This window comes from Streptomyces chlorus, from assembly GCF_042655885.1.
Taxonomy (GTDB): Bacteria; Actinomycetota; Actinomycetes; order Streptomycetales; family Streptomycetaceae; genus Streptomyces; species Streptomyces chlorus.
This window is the reverse complement of record NZ_JBHSOA010000028.1, coordinates 149,331-164,214: the sequence shown is the minus strand read 5'-3', so window position 1 is coordinate 164,214 and position 14,884 is coordinate 149,331. Positions and strand designations below refer to the sequence as shown.

The following is a 14,884-nucleotide window of genomic DNA, read 5'->3' as shown; positions in this document are numbered from 1 at the left end:
CGACATCGGACAAACCCGCTGGCCACAAACCTGAAACGGTGACCCGCGAAGTCCGGGCCTAGATGAGCCCGTGCTCCCGCAGGTACTCCAACTGCGCACGGACCGACAGCTCCGCGGCCGGCCAGAGGGAGCGGTCCACGTCGGCGTAGACGCGGGCGACGACATCGGACGCGCTGCGGTGGCCGTTCTCGACGGCCGTCTCCACCTGGGCGAGGCGGTGCGCGCGGTGGGCCAGGTAGTACTCGACGGCGCCCTGGGCGTCCTCCAGTACGGGGCCGTGGCCCGGCAGGACCGTGTGGACGCCGTCGTCGACCGTGAGCGAGCGCAGACGGCGCAGCGTGTCCAGATAGTCGCCGAGGCGGCCGTCGGGGTGGGACACGACGGTCGTACCGCGTCCCAGGACCGTGTCGCCGGTGAGGACGGCCCCGTCGGCCGGCAGGTGGAAGGCCAGCGAGTCGGCGGTGTGGCCGGGGGCGGGAACGACCCGCAGTTCCAGGCCGTCCACGGTGACCACGTCCCCGCCGGACAGTCCCTCGTCCCCCAGGCGCAGCTTCGGGTCCAGTGCCCGTACCTTCGTGCCGGTCAGCTCGGCGAAGCGGGCGGCGCCCGCGGAGTGGTCGGGGTGACCGTGCGTCAGCAGGGTGAGGGCGACGCGCTTGCCGGCCCGCTCGGCGGTGTCGACGACGTTGCGCAGATGTCCCTCGTCCAGCGGGCCCGGGTCGATCACGACCGCGCGCGCGGAGCCGGGTTCCGACAGGATCCAGGTGTTGGTGCCGTCCAGGGTCATCGCCGAGGCGTTCGGGGCCAGGACGTTGACCGCCCGCGCGGTGGCGGGTCCGGAGAGGACCCCTCCGCGCGGGCGACCGGGAAGGGCTGCCGCGTCCGTCATACCGTGGCTCCACCGTTCGGGATGTGCTGGGTGAACTCGTCGTACCCCGGCCAGGACAGCACGATCTCGCCCTCGTCGAGCCGCGCGGTGGCCAGCACCGGCGCGAGGTCACGCGCGGGTGCCGCGTCGAGCGCCTGAGCCGCCGCCGTGTACGCCGTCAGCTGGCGCAGGGTCGCGATCGTCGGCGGCATCATCAGCAGCTCGCCCCGGTCGTATCCGGCGGCCGCCTCGCGCGGGGCGATCCACACCGTACGGTCGGCCTCCGTGGAGGCGTTCCGGGTGCGCTGCCCCTCGGGGAGGGCCGCGACGAAGAACCAGGTGTCGTAGCGGCGGGGCTCGAACTCCGGGGTGATCCACCGGGTCCACACACCGAGCAGGTCCGAGCGCAGGACCAGTCCCCGGCGGTCGAGGAACTCCGCGAAGGACGTGTCCCGCGCGACGAGCGCCACGCGGTCCGCCTCCCAGTCCGGGGCCGTGGTGTCGCCGATCACGGAGTCGGGCGTCGGGCCTGCCAGCAGCACACCGGCTTCCTCGTACGTCTCGCGCACGGCGGCGCAGACGATCGCCTGGGCCGCCATTTCGTCGACGCCGAGCCTGTCCGCCCACCACGCGCGCGTGGGGCCCGCCCAGCGGACGTGAAGGTCGTCGTCGCGCGGGTCGACGCCACCGCCGGGGTAGGCGTACGCGCCTCCGGCGAAGGCCATGGAGGCGCGTCGGCGCAGCATGTGGACGGCATAGCCGTCGCCGCTGTCCTTCAGGAGCATGACGGTGGCCGCGCGCTTCGGCGTGACCGGGACGAGACTGCCGTCCGCGAGCGCACGAATGCGCTCCGGCCATTCCGGCGGATACCACTGTCCACCGGTCCGACCACCCGTCTGGCCCCCGGCCTGCCCATCAGCCTGCGCATTCGCCATGGCCGGAGGCTATCCCGTGACGGGCTGATGTTCGAGTGGCCGACGGAGGGAGAGGGGACCGAGCCGCCCATGTCTCCGTGGGCCACCGGATCATCGGCCGCCCGCGGCCGTCAGTCCGTTTCCGTCAACTCGTTTCCGTCAACCCGTTTCCATCGGCCACCAGAGTGTCCGCCTCCAGCCGTCAGCCTCCAGCCGTCAGTCCGTCCCGGTCAGTTCCACCTGGATCTCGACCTCCACCGGAGCGTCCAGCGGCAGTACCGCGACGCCCACCGCGCTGCGGGCGTGGACGCCCTTGTCGCCGAGGACGTCGACCAGCAGCTCGCTCGCGCCGTTGAGGACGCCCGGCTGGCCCGTGAAGTCCGCGGCCGAGGCCACGAACCCGGTGACCTTGACCACGCGCGCGACGCGGTCCAGGTCACCGGCGACGGACTTCACGGCGGCGAGGGCGTTCAGCGCGCAGGTGCGCGCCAGCTCCTTGGCCTCCTCCGCCGTGACCTCGGCACCGACCTTGCCGGTCAGCGCGAGCTCGCCGTCCACCATGGGAAGCTGGCCGGCGGTGTAGACGTACCGCCCGGACAGCACGGCCGGACGGTACGCGGCCAGCGGCGGTACGACCTCGGGCAGTCTCAGCCCGAGCTCGGCCAGCTTCGCCTCGACCGCACTCACGCCTGCTTCTCCCGCTTCAGGTAGGCCACCAGCTGCTCGGGGTTGTTCGGGCCGGGAACGACCTGCACGAGCTCCCAGCCGTCCTCGCCCCAGGTGTCCAGAATCTGCTTCGTGGCGTGGACCAGCAGCGGAACCGTGGAGTACTCCCATTTCGTCATGCGGCGACTCTAGCGGCTGGATTCCGGGGAACTCTCCCCCGGAGCCGCCGGGGCGCGCGGGGAGGAATTAGGCTCAAAGGCGTGAGCAGGCTTCAGGTCGTCAGTGGCAAGGGCGGAACCGGCAAGACCACGGTGGCCGCGGCCCTCGCGCTGGCTCTGGCCACGGAGGGGAAGCGGACGCTTCTCGTCGAGGTCGAGGGCCGCCAGGGCATCGCACAGATCTTCGAGACGGAGGCGTTGCCGTACGAGGAACGGAAGATCGCCGTCGCTCCCGGGGGCGGGGAGGTGCACGCCCTCGCCATCGACACCGAGCGGGCCCTTCTGGACTACCTCCAGATGTTCTACAAGCTGGGCAGCGCCGGACGGGCCCTGAAGAAGCTCGGCGCGATCGACTTCGCGACCACCATCGCGCCCGGTGTGCGGGACGTCCTGCTGACCGGCAAGGCGTGCGAGGCGGTACGGCGCAAGGACAGGAGCGGGCGGTTCGTCTACGACTACGTCGTGATGGACGCCCCGCCGACCGGGCGCATCACCCGTTTCCTCAACGTCAACGACGAGGTCGCCGGACTCGCCAAGATCGGCCCGATACACCATCAGGCGCAGGCCGTGATGCGGGTGCTGAAATCGCCGGAGACGGCGGTGCACCTGGTCGCGCTGCTGGAGGAGATGCCGGTCCAGGAGACCGTGGACGGCATCGCCGAGCTGCGGGCGGCCCGGCTGCCGGTGGGGCGGATCATCGTGAACATGGTGCGCCCTGAGCTGCTGGACGCGGCCGATCTGGAACTCGTGGGGGCGGTCACGCGTTCTTCTGTCGCGCGGTCGTTGTCCTCCGCCGGTCTCGGCGGCGCGCGGCGCGGGGGGCACGCCGAGCGGCTGGTGGACCCTCTGCTCGCGCAGGCGGAGGAGTACGCCGAGCGATACGCGCTGGAGGCCGAGCAGCGTGCCGCGCTGGCCGAGGTGGATCTGCCTCGGCACGAGCTGCCGCTGCTCGCGGAGGGCATGGACCTGGCGGGCCTGTACGCGCTGGCCAAGGAACTCCGCGCACAGGGCGTGTCGTGACCGGCCAAAACCCTCCCGCCGGCGTCGCGGCGCCGGCGGGCGTGCTCGACCCTGGCGCCATCGCGGGCGTGCTCGTCGCGCCGTCTGTCGCACCGCCCCCCGTGACGAGCCGGAAGCCGAACCGGGAAACGCGTCGAGAACCGAGTCGGACGTATCGAAAGCCGAGCCAGGAACCGAGCCAGGAACCGAGTCGGACGTATCGGAAGCAGGGGATGTCATGAGTCGTCGTCCGGAACCGGCGCACGCGCACGACCCGGCCCACTCGGGCAGCTCGGCCCGCCACCGCCTCTCCCCCGTCCCCACGCTCGACGTCGACCCACTGATCGAGGACCGCGGCACCCGGATCGTGGTGTGCTGCGGTTCGGGCGGGGTCGGCAAGACGACCACCGCCGCGGCGCTGGGCCTGCGCGCGGCCGAGCGGGGGCGCAAGGTGGTCGTCCTGACCATCGACCCGGCCCGCAGACTCGCCCAGTCCATGGGCATCGACTCACTCGACAACGTCCCCCGCCGGGTGAAGGGCATAGACGACTCCGCGGGCGGCGAACTGCACGCGATGATGCTCGACATGAAGCGCACCTTCGACGAGATCGTCGAGGCGCACGCGGACCCCGGGCGGGCCTCCGCGATTCTGGGCAACCCCTTCTACCAGTCACTCTCGGCGGGCTTCGCGGGCACGCAGGAGTACATGGCGATGGAGAAGCTGGGGCAGCTGCGGGCCCGTGACGAGTGGGACCTCATCGTCGTCGACACCCCGCCGTCCCGGTCCGCGCTGGACTTCCTGGACGCGCCGAAGCGGCTCGGCTCCTTCCTCGACGGCAAGCTCATCCGCGTCCTGCTGGCCCCGGCGAAGGTCGGCGGCCGGGCGGGGATGAAATTCCTGAACGTCGGGATGTCCATGATGACCGGCGTTCTGGGGAAGGTGCTCGGAGGTCAACTGCTGAGCGACGTGCAGACGTTCGTGGCGGCGATGGACTCCATGTTCGGCGGGTTCCGTACGCGCGCGGACGCCACCTTCAAGCTGCTCCAGGCACCCGGGACCGCGTTCCTGGTGGTCGCGGCCCCGGAGCGGGACGCGCTGCGCGAGGCCGCGTACTTCGTGGAACGGCTGGCCGCCGAGGACATGCCGTTGGCCGGCCTGGTCCTCAACCGGGTCCACGGCAGCGGCGCCGACCGGCTGTCGGCCGAGCGGGCACTCACCGCCGCGGAAAATCTTGAGGACTCCCGCATTGTGGATCAGGAGGACGGGAAAGCTGGACTTCGTAACTCCCCCGACACATATGAGAGTTCGGACGACCCCGCTGCGGAGACTCCCACTCCCGAGACACCGGCACCGGACGACATCCCCGACGGAGGCTCCCCCGCCACCGTGGACGACACCGGCGCCGACAGGGCGGACGAGGTGGACGCGGAGCGGACCGTCGACCAGCTCACCGCGGGCCTGTTGAGGCTGCACGCCGAGCGGATGCAGCTGCTCTCACGCGAGCAGCGCACACGTGACCGCTTCACCGCACTCCACCCCGAGGTGGCGGTGACGGAAGTGGCCGCGCTGCCCGGCGACGTGCACGACCTCACGGGACTGCGGGACATCGGCGACCGGCTCGCGGCCAACCGGCCGGAGCTGCCCGAGGCGAGCGCCTGACACGCGTCGGCACGCCCTGACGGCGGCGCCATGCCCTGTCCTTCACCGGCACACTGGCGTCTTTCACCCACACACTGGCGCCAACACGCCCTGAGGCGCACCGACATGCCCTGACGGACGCGTCCTGCCGCTCTCGGCCGAGCACCACCCGTCCGGAAGACTGCCGGGAGACTGCCGGAAGACCGCCGGAAGAATGCCGGAAGGAGCACCCAAAAGCCTGTTCGGAGGCCCGCCCAGCTGCGGGTGCCGGTAAGGCCCCGCCCGGAGTCCCGCTCACGCGGAGCGAAGCGGAGGCCAAGGCCCCCGAGAGCCCTCAGCCCACCGCAGCGAAGCTCGCGTACACCTCGTCGTCGTCGAGGGGCACGACACCTGTCCCCTGCTCGTACTCCGTGCGCGCCGTCTCCAGCAGCCGGCGCCAGGACGTCACCGTGGGCCGCCGGCGCAGCAGTGCGCGGCGCTCACGTTCCGTCATGCCTCCCCACACGCCGAACTCGACGTGGTTGTCGAGCGCGTCGGCCAGGCACTCCGTGCGTACCGGACATCCGGTGCACACCGCCTTGGCCCTGTTCTGCGCTGCTCCTTGAACGAACAGTTCATCCGGATCAGTAGTGCGGCAGGCAGCCTGCGCACTCCAGTCGGTAACCCAGCCCATACCGGCGCCGTCCTCTCCCGAATCGAGGCTCCCCCACGGCGGCAGCGGCATATTCACCGCCGCCAGTTGAGGACGTTACGGAAGGTGGGCACAGCGCAACACCCCCAACGGGCCCAATCTTGAATGGCCCGAACGGACTATGGGTAAGCGGCAGATCACCCAGGGGAGTGAGCTGACGACATGTGCGGCAATCCCGACGTTTCGGGTCGTTTCACTTGCGCCACAACGGACACCATGTGACACGGAAGGTGGATCCGGACACGCATCCAACGCGCCCCGACAAAAAAGTCGGAGAGATACGGAACGATTCGGGGCCGCCCGACGTATTGATACGTGACCTCACTGCTGTGACAGTTGTGGGCAGCTTAGGCCAAGGCCTATACGCGTGTCCGGCGAATGAGAACGTAGGCTGCCCCCATGCCAAAGAAGCGCTCGGGCGGTGGCCTGTCGGCAACACAGCAGGCCGCCAAGTTCCTCGGTGTCAGTGTCCTGTCGGGGGCCGTGCTGGCCGGTATCGCGCTGCCCGCCGTGGGGGCGCTGGGCCTCGCCGCCAAGGGGTCGGTGGAGAGCTTCGACGAGCTCCCCATCAACCTCAAGACGCCCCCGCTGAGCCAGCGCACCACCATCCTCGACGCGGGGGGCGGCAAGATCGCCACCGTCTACTCGCGCGACCGCACGGTGGTCGACCTCAAGGACATCTCGCCGCACCTCCAGAAGGCGATCGTCGCGATCGAGGACTCGCGCTTCTACGAGCACGGCGCGGTCGACCTGAAGGGCGTACTGCGCGCGATGAACCGCAACGCGCAGAACGGCGGTGTCTCCGAGGGCGCGTCCACCCTGACGCAGCAGTACGTGAAGAACGTCTTCGTGGAGGAGGCCGGCGACGACCCGACGAAGGTCGCGCAGGCCACCCAGCAGACGATCGGCCGCAAGATCCGTGAGCTGAAGTTCGCGATCCAGGTCGAGGAGGAGCTGGGCAAGAAGAAGATCCTCGAGAACTACCTGAACATCACGTACTTCGGCCAGCAGGCCTACGGCGTGGAGGCCGCCGCCCAGCGCTACTTCTCCAAGCCCGCCAAGGACCTGAGCCTCCAGGAGTCCGCGCTCATCGCCGGCCTCGTCCAGTCGCCGAGCCGGTACGACCCGGTCAACGACGAGACGGAGGCCACCAAGCGGCGCAATGTCGTCCTGGCGCGGATGGCCCAGGTCGGCGACATCTCCCAGGAGCAGGCCGCCGAGGCGACGAAGACACCGCTCGGGCTGAAGGTCAGCAAGCCGAAGAACGGCTGCATCACAGCGGTCGACGGCGCGGGCTTCTTCTGTGACTACGTGCGCCAGGTGTTCCTGAACGACCCGGACTTCGGCAAGACCCCGGAGGCGCGGGCCAAGGTCTGGAACCACGGCGGTCTGACGATCCGTACGACGCTCGACCCGCAGGCGCAGAAGTCGCTGCAGGCGTCGGTCAAGAACCACGTCAACAAGAGCGACGAGGTGGCCACCGCCGCCGGCGTCGTCGAGCCCGGCACCGGCAAGATCCTCGCCATGGGCCAGTCGCGTCCGTACGGCTTCGGCAAGAACGAGACGCAGATCAACCTCTCCGTGGACCAGGGCATGGGCGGCGGCGCCGGCTATCAGCCCGGTTCGACGTTCAAGCCGATCGTGGCCGCGGCCGCCCTCGAGGGCGGGATGCCGGCGACGAAGACGTACGCCTCGCCGTACCAGATGGACTACCCGGCCCCGGTCCAGGCCTGCGAGGGCAAGACGTGGAACGAGTCGGGCGTCCCGGTCGAGAACGAGAACGAGGCCGAGGTCGGCCCGTACGACATGAAGGAAGCGACCGCGAAGTCGGTCAACACCTACTACATCGAGATGATCAGCGAGATCGGCATCTGCCCGGTGACGCAGATGTCGAAGAAGATGGGCATCGAGCGTGCCGACGGCAACAAGATGCTGCAGGCGCCGTCCATCGCCCTCGGCACCCAGGAGATGTCCCCGCTGACCATGGCGAACGGCTACGCCACGTTCGCCTCGCGCGGCATGTACTGCACGCCGGTCGCCATCGAGTCCATCAGCCAGCGCGTCGGTGAGAAGTCGAAGTCGCTCCCGGTCCCGAAGTCGACGTGCTCGCGCGCGATGTCGGAGAAGACCGCCGACACCATCAACACGCTCCTGCGGGGCGTGGTCGAGGACGGTACGGGTACGGAGGCCGGTCTCGGCGGCCGCCCGAGCGCGGGCAAGACCGGTACGACGGACTTCCGTTACGCCGCCTGGTTCGTGGGCTACACGCCGAACCTGGCCGGTGCGGTGTGGGTCGGCGACCCCGAGCACAAACGGAAGATGGTCGACATCTCGATCGGCGGGACCTGGCACGCGAAGGTGTTCGGTGGTCAGGTGCCCGGCCCGATCTGGCGCGACATGATGAGCGGCGCGCTGGACGGCAAGGACGAGCCCGACTTCAACCTCGTCCACATCCCGGACCGCAAGAAGCCCGACGAGGACAAGGGCCGGGGCCGGGGCCGCGGGGACGACAACCGTGACGACAACCGTGACGACAACCGTGACGACGACCGCAACAACAACGACGCCGGCGGGATCATCGGCGGCCTGGTCGGCGGCGGGAACGGCGGGAACGGTAGCAACGGCGGCACCGGTACCAACGGCGGAGCCGAACCCAACCCGACCATCTCCATCCCCGAGGGCTTCTTCCGGGGCAACGGCAACGGGCCGGGCGGACGCCGCTGACGGCACACCGGCGGCATAGCACACCGACGGCATCGCGAAGGGCCCCTCTTTCCCGCACCGGGAGGGAGGGGCCCTTCGCTGTCGGCTGGACCGGCCGCTCGCTGCCGGCCGGCTCGGTCGGTCACTGCCGGCCGGCTCAGCCGGCGAGGAGCTTCTTCACCGCGGCGGCCACCCGGCCGCCCTCGGCCTGCCCGGCCACCTTCGGGTTGACGATCTTCATGACCGCCCCCATGGCCCGCGGGCCCTCCACGCCGGCCGCCTTCGTCTCCTCGACGGCCTGAGCGACGATCGCGTTCAGCTCGTCGTCGGACATCTGCTGGGGCAGGTACCGCGCGAGGAACTCACCCTCCGCCTTCTCCCGCTCGGCCTGCTCGGGACGTCCGCCCTGCGCGAAGGCGTCCGCCGCCTCACGGCGCTTCTTCGCCTCACGGGTGATCACCTTGAGGACCTCGTCGTCGGAGAGCTCGCGCTTCTCCTTCCCCGCGACCTCTTCCTTGGTGATCGCGGTGAGCGTCAGCCGGAGCGTCGAGGAGCTGAGCTCGTCGCGCGCCCTGATGGCAACGTTGAGGTCGTCGTGCAGCTTCGACTTGAGCGTGGTCATGCCCCGATTGTCGCAGGAAGGGGAGGAAGGACGCCCGCGTATTTCCTCCCCGCCCCAGGACTCCCCCAAGACCCGGCGTCCCCGAGCGTGTTGGGGCGGACGGGTACCGGCTCCGGCCGGCCGCCGGAAAGGTACCGCGGACATCCCCTCCCCCCGGATCTGACACGATGGGGCGTATGCGCGCGCGATACGGAATCCCCTTGGGAATCACGGCGGCCGGCGCCGCCGGACTGGTGTACGCGGCGGGCTTCGAGGCCCGCTCCTTCCGGCTGCGGCGGGTGACGATCCCCGTCCTGCCCGCCGGAATGCGCCCCCTGCGCGTCCTGCAGGTCTCCGACATCCACCTGGTGAGCGGCCAGCGCAAGAAGCAGCGCTGGCTGCGCTCGCTGGCGGGCCTGCGCCCGGACTTCGTGATCAACACGGGCGACAACCTGTCCGATCCGGAGGGCGTCCCGGAGGTGCTGGACGCGCTGGGCCCGCTGATGGAGTTCCCGGGCGCGTACGTCTTCGGCTCCAACGACTACTACGGTCCCAAGCTGCGCAACCCGGCCCGCTACCTGATCGAGAAGGCCCAGGGCCGACACGGCCTGAACGGCAACGACCCGGCCGCCAACGTGATCCACAACCCGTGGGAGGACCTGCGGGACGGCTTCGACGGCGCGGGCTGGCGGAACCTGACGAACACCAGGAACACCCTGAAGATCGAGGGCGTCACGATCGAGCTGACCGGCCTGGACGACCCGCACATCAAACGGGACCGCTACGCGGAGGTGGCGGGCGGCCCGTCGGGCACGGCGGACTTCTCGATGGGCGTCGTCCACGCCCCCTACCTGCGCGTCCTGGACTCCTTCACGGCTGACGGCTATCCCCTGGTCCTGGCCGGCCACACCCACGGCGGCCAGCTCTGCATCCCCTTCTACGGCGCCCTGGTCACCAACTGCGACCTGGACACCGACCGGGTGAAGGGCCTGTCCACGCACACGTCCGAGGGCCGCACGTCCTACCTCCACGTCTCCGCGGGCTGCGGCACCAACCGCTACACCCCGGTCCGCTTCGCCTGCCCGCCGGAGGCGACGCTGATGACCCTGGTGGGCCGGGAGTAACGGGCCCGAGGGGCCGGACGGGGCCGGGGCAGGCCGGACGGGGACCGACGCGGCCGAGCCAACCCCCATGTCACCCGTCCGGCCCGCCCGCATCGCCCCGGCCAGGTCATTCATCCACTCTGGGGTCCATGACCACCCCGATACCCAGGGACATCCCTGACCTCCCCGTCATCCCGGGGAGAAGACCGAAGCTCCTGCCCTCGTCCGCCCCCGCGGGAGCCGTGGTGCCACCGGTACGCCGACCCCTGGCAGCGGCGTACCGCCTGCTCCTGGCGCTGGCGGCGCTCGCGGCGGTGACCGTCGAGATCCTGCTCGGCAGCCCCACACGAGTCCTGAGCCACTTCGCGGTCCAGAGCACGCTCCTGCTGGCCGTGGTCACGCTCGCCTCGGCCCGCCGGTCCTGGACCGCCCGCCGCCCTCTCCCTGGCGCCCTGACCGGAGCGACGCTGCTGTACGTGGTCGGGGCAGCCCTGGTCCACCACGTACTCCTGGCGGACGCGACACCGGCGTTCACGACGACGGGCCCGACGGCGACGGCAGCCCTGACCGGCCCGGCCGGCACACTGGCCGCGCTCGCACCTCCCACCCTGCACACCGTGCTCCCGATCGCGGCGGTACTGGACTGGCTGCTCCTCTCCCCGCCGGCCCGCATACGCCTCGCCCACGCCCCCGCATGGCTCCTGTACCCAACGGCCTACCTGGCCTTCACCCTGGCCCGCGGACTGTTCCTCCCCGCCGACCCGGCCCGCCACCTCTACCCCTTCCAGGACACCGACCTGCACGGCTACCAGTACGTCCTGGGCGTCTCCCTCCTCCTGCTCGTCGCCCTCTACTGCCTGGCCCTCGCCCTCATCACCGTGGACCGCACCCGCCCGAACCCCGTCCCCCTGGGCGCCAAAACCGGATTTCGTCTCCAGCCACCGGTGGGCTAAAGTAAACGACGTCGCCGCGAGAGCAGCGAAAATCGGGGTGTGGCGCAGCTTGGTAGCGCGCTTCGTTCGGGACGAAGAGGTCGTGGGTTCAAATCCCGCCACCCCGACAGAGAAGTACCATGTCAGGGGCCTGATCCGCAGCGCGGGTCGGGCCCCTGGGTGGTTTGTGGGGCCGTTTGGGAGCCGGTTTCCGTGGGGGCTCCCAAACAACTCACCTGATCACTGCGTATGCCGTCGGCGGCAGCCCCCGCCACACCCTCGACGAGTTGCTGAGACCTCGTGCCAACGCCACGGGCCTGGTGTCGATGAGCGCTCGCCGGGCTCACCGCGAAGGTCTGCGTGTCCCACGCCCCCCTTCTCCGCCCTTAACCCACCTGGTCGGTGAGCCCTCGGCCACCTGCCCCACCTGCCGGCGGATGCCCCTGGGGACGGGTCTGCTCCGTGACACCGATGCCCACCATCGCCGCCCACTCGCGCCGTTGGCTTCGAGGATGCCTTGCACCGTGAGCACCGCGTTCGGATGCGCCCACGGCACCGTCCCCTCCGTCCGGCACCACAAAATGCCCCGCCCTGACGCCGCGACCGGCGGGTAGGACGGGGAGTGGCCCACATGGCGGCGTGGCGCCCGTGGCAGGCGGCGCCGAGACAGCGCCGGTATGGCGATGTCTGTCCCTGACCGCTTCGGCAGTGCCTCCGATCGGGGCTGAATCATGGTGCGTGTCCACGGCACCGTCAGGGTGCCTGGAGGAAAGCCGCGTGGAGCCCTCGACGGGAGCCGGTCACGATCCCAGGATCCTGCGCTTCTGCTCCTCGAACTCGGTCTCGGTGAGCACGCCCTGCGCCTTGAGTTCGCCGAGCTGCTTCAGCTGTTCGATCTTGCTGGTCATGTCGGGGGCCGGCGGAGCCGGAGACTGCGCGGCATGGGACGTCGGCTGAGGCGAGGGTGTCTCGGATTCCTGCTGCGCTGCCCAGCGTCCCTGCTGGCGGCGTGACACGCGGTTCGATACGGCGGTCGCCGTTCCGGCGACGGCGGCGGTACGCGCGACCCCGCGGATGAGACCTGACATGGGTTGTTTCCCTTCTGCTCAGGGAGCGGCCTCAGCCGCGTCGAGGGCGTCGAGGACTGCAGGCACCGGGATCCGCCCGGAGGCGACCATCCTGGCCCCGCCTCGGCGCAGAGCGGTGGCGAAGGGCACGGCCCACAGGTTCTCGTAGACCAGGATGCCGGCGGAACTGCCGGGCTCCAGCGCGGTGGCCGCCTCCTCGATGTCGTCCTGGCCCAGGAGACCGGAGGAAGCACCCTCGAAGACGGCCAGGTCGAGTTCGCCGTCGCCGGTCAAATCGGCGATCTCCATGCCGATCACGGAACCGTCGGCCTCCTTCTTGACGAACATCAGGTCGAGGATCCTGATCAGGCCGCGGTCCACAAGATCGACCAGCAGGGGAAAACCCTTGCCCGTCATTCGGTTACCGGGAAACTCGACGACCAGATAGTCGATCGGGCCCACTTCTTGGGTTTCGTCGCTCACGGCGTCACCTCTGGTGCTCGCGTCTGGTGCTCGCAGCTCTCCCCGTATTCCAATTGCACCATCGGGCCGTGGCGTTCGCACTTCGGTGAACCGTTCACCCGCCTGGTCCGCATGGTCCGCCTGGTCCGCCCGGGTCGCGCGTGCCGCGTCGCGCGGATCTGCTGGTGTCCACTCCCAGGGAGCCACCTCACGTCCAGCTCGGCCCCGCTCGCTCGTCGCGGGCCTGGACTCGGACGCGGTTCGCGGCGGTCGGCCGGTTCTGGGCTGCCCGCCCTCCGGCCGGCCCTGCTGCGGGTTGTGGTCCCGGGAACGGACGGCGGCCGTCAGGCCCGCCGGGCGTCCGCCCGTCCGTTCCCCGAGCCCCGTCGGGTGGGCGAGGATTCGCGCAGATCTCGACCGCGATCGGCACGCACACCTCGGTCAGAGCCGGCACCGGCCCGCTTTCGGCCGGTGTGCGGCCTCGCGCGAACCGGCAAAGGCCCCCTTCCCCCGGCTCTGCGTGCCAGGACCGAGGGTCCCCGGCTCGACCGAACCAACACGTAGAGTGAGAGGTCATGTCATTGTGTGACCATGACGGATGGCGTGGTCGGGCACGTGGCGCGTCGCCCCGGCACAGCTGCCCGGGCGGTAACCCCGGTCCCGGGTGAGGAGTACGGATGAGCCAGTGGGGTGTGGTGGTGGCCGGTGGCGTGGTCGTCGGCTACGGGGCGCTCTCGCGGCGGCTGTCGACGACCGTGCTGTCCGGGCCCCTGGTGTTCGTCGTGTGCGGGCTGGCGATCGGACCTCTGGGCCTGGACCTGTTGAACGCGGACCGGGATCCGGAGGTCATCCGGACGCTGTTGGAGAGCGCGCTCACCCTTGTGCTGTTCACGGACGCGGCGGCGATCAGGATCGGGGACCTGCGCAGGGAGGGGTTCCTGCCGTTGCGGCTGCTCGTGGTCGGACTGCCCGTCACGATGGCGCTGGGGTGGCTGGTGGCCTGGCCCCTCCTGCCCGGTCTGGGCGTGTGGGAGCTGGCGCTGGTCGGCGTCATCCTGGCTCCGACGGATGCCGCGCTCGGGCAGCAGGCTTTCTCCAACAAGCGGGTCCCGGTGCTGGTCCGAGGCGGCCTGGGCGTCGAATCGGGTCTGAACGACGGTCTGGCGCTTCCGTTCTTCGTGCTGGCGCTGGCGGCGGCGGGTGAGGCGGAGGGGCATCCGGGCGTCGTCGTGACGTTCCTGCGTGCGCTGCTGCTGAGCGGTGCGATCGGACTCGCCGCCGGTTGGGCCGGGGCGGGCGTGTTGCGTTGGTCGGTTGCTCGGGACTGGAGCACTCCTGCGTGGCGGCAGTTCCTGACGTTCGCCGTTCCCGTGATCACCTACGCGCTGTGTACCGTGGTCGAAGGCAGCGGCTTCATCGGTGCCTGGGTCGCCGGACTGGCCTTCGGAAGCCGGCTGCGTGGCGCGTCGTCAGGACGTGCCGCTCGGGCCGAAGGCCCGGGTCCCACGCAGAGCGCGAAGTTCAGCGAGCGGCTCGGGCTCCTGCTCGCCTCGGTGAGCTTCCTGGTCTTCGGCGCGGTCATCCTGGGGCCGGCCCTTCAGCACCTGACGTGGCGGATGGTGGTCTACGCGCTGATCAGCCTGACCGCGGTCCGGATGCTGCCGGCCGCGCTGGCCATGGCCGGCACCGGTCTGCGGGCCGCCTCCGTCGCCTACATCGGGTGGTTCGGTCCACGCGGGCTCGCCTCCCTGGTCTTCGGCCTGCTGGCCTTCGCGGAGCACCTGCCCGGGACGACTCTGCTGAACGGCGTCATCGCCGTGACCGTGGGCCTGAGCGTTCTCCTCCACGGCGCCACGGCCCCGTTTCTGGGAAACCGCTACGGCGACTGGTTCGCCAGGACGCTCCGCACCGAACCGGGCCTGCGGGAGAACGCACTCAGCGCCGACAACGCCCCCGGTATACGAGGCCCCCACAGCCCTTGACGAACACGGCGACTGTGCCCCCGTGGCGTTCGAGCTCGC

General features: G+C 70.4%; 14 protein-coding genes and 1 tRNA gene. 7 read left to right on the top strand and 8 right to left on the bottom strand.

Translation table 11 applies throughout. The features are described 5' to 3' along the window. Positions 1-58 precede the first annotated feature (58 nt). The 4 genes from ACFPZI_RS14785 to ACFPZI_RS14770 all read right to left on the bottom strand — a co-directional run bounded on the left by ACFPZI_RS14785 (position 59) and on the right by ACFPZI_RS14770 (position 2,627). Complete coding sequence (locus ACFPZI_RS14785; RefSeq protein ID WP_381363213.1) at positions 59-889, bottom strand: MBL fold metallo-hydrolase; 831 nt, start codon at positions 887-889, stop codon at positions 59-61. Then, on the bottom strand, positions 886-1,803 hold the full coding sequence (locus ACFPZI_RS14780; RefSeq protein ID WP_381363211.1) for an NUDIX hydrolase: 918 nt from the start codon (positions 1,801-1,803) through the stop codon (positions 886-888). The genes ACFPZI_RS14785 and ACFPZI_RS14780 overlap by 4 nt, the downstream gene beginning before the upstream one ends. Before the next feature lie 195 nt (positions 1,804-1,998). After that, positions 1,999-2,469 (bottom strand): RidA family protein, encoded by a 471-nt coding sequence (locus ACFPZI_RS14775; RefSeq protein WP_381363209.1) that lies wholly within the window; start codon positions 2,467-2,469, stop codon positions 1,999-2,001. Then, positions 2,466-2,627 carry a DUF4177 domain-containing protein gene (locus tag ACFPZI_RS14770; RefSeq protein ID WP_019355547.1) on the bottom strand — a complete coding sequence of 54 codons (162 nt, stop codon included), beginning with the start codon at positions 2,625-2,627 and terminating at the stop codon, positions 2,466-2,468. Before ACFPZI_RS14770 ends, ACFPZI_RS14775 begins: the two co-directional genes overlap by 4 nt. 81 nt (positions 2,628-2,708) lie before the next feature. On the opposite strand from ACFPZI_RS14770, the gene bagA reads away from it, so the two are divergent. Both bagA and bagB read left to right on the top strand, forming a co-directional pair. Beyond that, the gene (bagA, locus tag ACFPZI_RS14765) at positions 2,709-3,686 is read left to right on the top strand and encodes an ATPase BagA (RefSeq protein WP_381363207.1); all 978 of its coding nucleotides are present in this window, start codon (positions 2,709-2,711) and stop codon (positions 3,684-3,686) included. A 217-nt stretch (positions 3,687-3,903) separates the two neighbouring features. Next, a complete protein-coding gene (gene bagB / locus ACFPZI_RS14760; RefSeq protein WP_381363206.1) occupies positions 3,904-5,325 on the top strand; it encodes an ATPase BagB in 1,422 nt (473 codons plus the stop codon). Positions 5,326-5,638: 313 nt separating this feature from the next. Here the strand turns inward: bagB and ACFPZI_RS14755 are convergent, their stop codons facing one another. Beyond that, positions 5,639-5,977 carry a WhiB family transcriptional regulator gene (locus ACFPZI_RS14755; RefSeq protein WP_381363204.1) on the bottom strand — a complete coding sequence of 113 codons (339 nt, stop codon included), beginning with the start codon at positions 5,975-5,977 and terminating at the stop codon, positions 5,639-5,641. A gap of 417 nt (positions 5,978-6,394) precedes the next feature. Between ACFPZI_RS14755 and ACFPZI_RS14750 the strand changes: the two genes are divergently transcribed. After that, a complete protein-coding gene (locus tag ACFPZI_RS14750; protein WP_381363202.1) occupies positions 6,395-8,719 on the top strand; it encodes a transglycosylase domain-containing protein in 2,325 nt (774 codons plus the stop codon). A gap of 136 nt (positions 8,720-8,855) precedes the next feature. On the opposite strand, the gene ACFPZI_RS14745 is transcribed toward ACFPZI_RS14750, so the two are convergent. After that, complete coding sequence (locus ACFPZI_RS14745; RefSeq protein ID WP_381363200.1) at positions 8,856-9,320, bottom strand: GatB/YqeY domain-containing protein; 465 nt, start codon at positions 9,318-9,320, stop codon at positions 8,856-8,858. 176 nt (positions 9,321-9,496) lie between these two features. Here ACFPZI_RS14745 and ACFPZI_RS14740 point away from each other — a divergent pair, with 176 nt between their 5' ends. From ACFPZI_RS14740 to ACFPZI_RS14730, 3 genes are all read left to right on the top strand, one after another. Then, a complete protein-coding gene (locus tag ACFPZI_RS14740; protein ID WP_381363198.1) occupies positions 9,497-10,423 on the top strand; it encodes a metallophosphoesterase in 927 nt (308 codons plus the stop codon). A gap of 128 nt (positions 10,424-10,551) precedes the next feature. Further along, complete coding sequence (locus ACFPZI_RS14735; RefSeq protein ID WP_381363196.1) at positions 10,552-11,355, top strand: Pr6Pr family membrane protein; 804 nt, start codon at positions 10,552-10,554, stop codon at positions 11,353-11,355. 33 nt (positions 11,356-11,388) lie between these two features. After that, positions 11,389-11,462: transfer RNA gene (locus ACFPZI_RS14730), tRNA-Pro, on the top strand. 672 nt (positions 11,463-12,134) lie between these two features. On the opposite strand, the gene ACFPZI_RS14725 is transcribed toward ACFPZI_RS14730, so the two are convergent. Beyond that, positions 12,135-12,422 carry an SHOCT domain-containing protein gene (locus tag ACFPZI_RS14725; RefSeq protein WP_381363194.1) on the bottom strand — a complete coding sequence of 96 codons (288 nt, stop codon included), beginning with the start codon at positions 12,420-12,422 and terminating at the stop codon, positions 12,135-12,137. Positions 12,423-12,440: 18 nt separating this feature from the next. Next, on the bottom strand, positions 12,441-12,884 hold the full coding sequence (locus ACFPZI_RS14720; RefSeq protein ID WP_381363192.1) for a DUF6325 family protein: 444 nt from the start codon (positions 12,882-12,884) through the stop codon (positions 12,441-12,443). A 656-nt stretch (positions 12,885-13,540) separates the two neighbouring features. On the opposite strand from ACFPZI_RS14720, the gene ACFPZI_RS14715 reads away from it, so the two are divergent. Further along, positions 13,541-14,845, top strand: coding sequence for a cation:proton antiporter (locus tag ACFPZI_RS14715; RefSeq protein WP_381363190.1), 1,305 nt, complete (start codon positions 13,541-13,543; stop codon positions 14,843-14,845). The last annotated feature ends 39 nt before the right edge of the window (positions 14,846-14,884 follow it).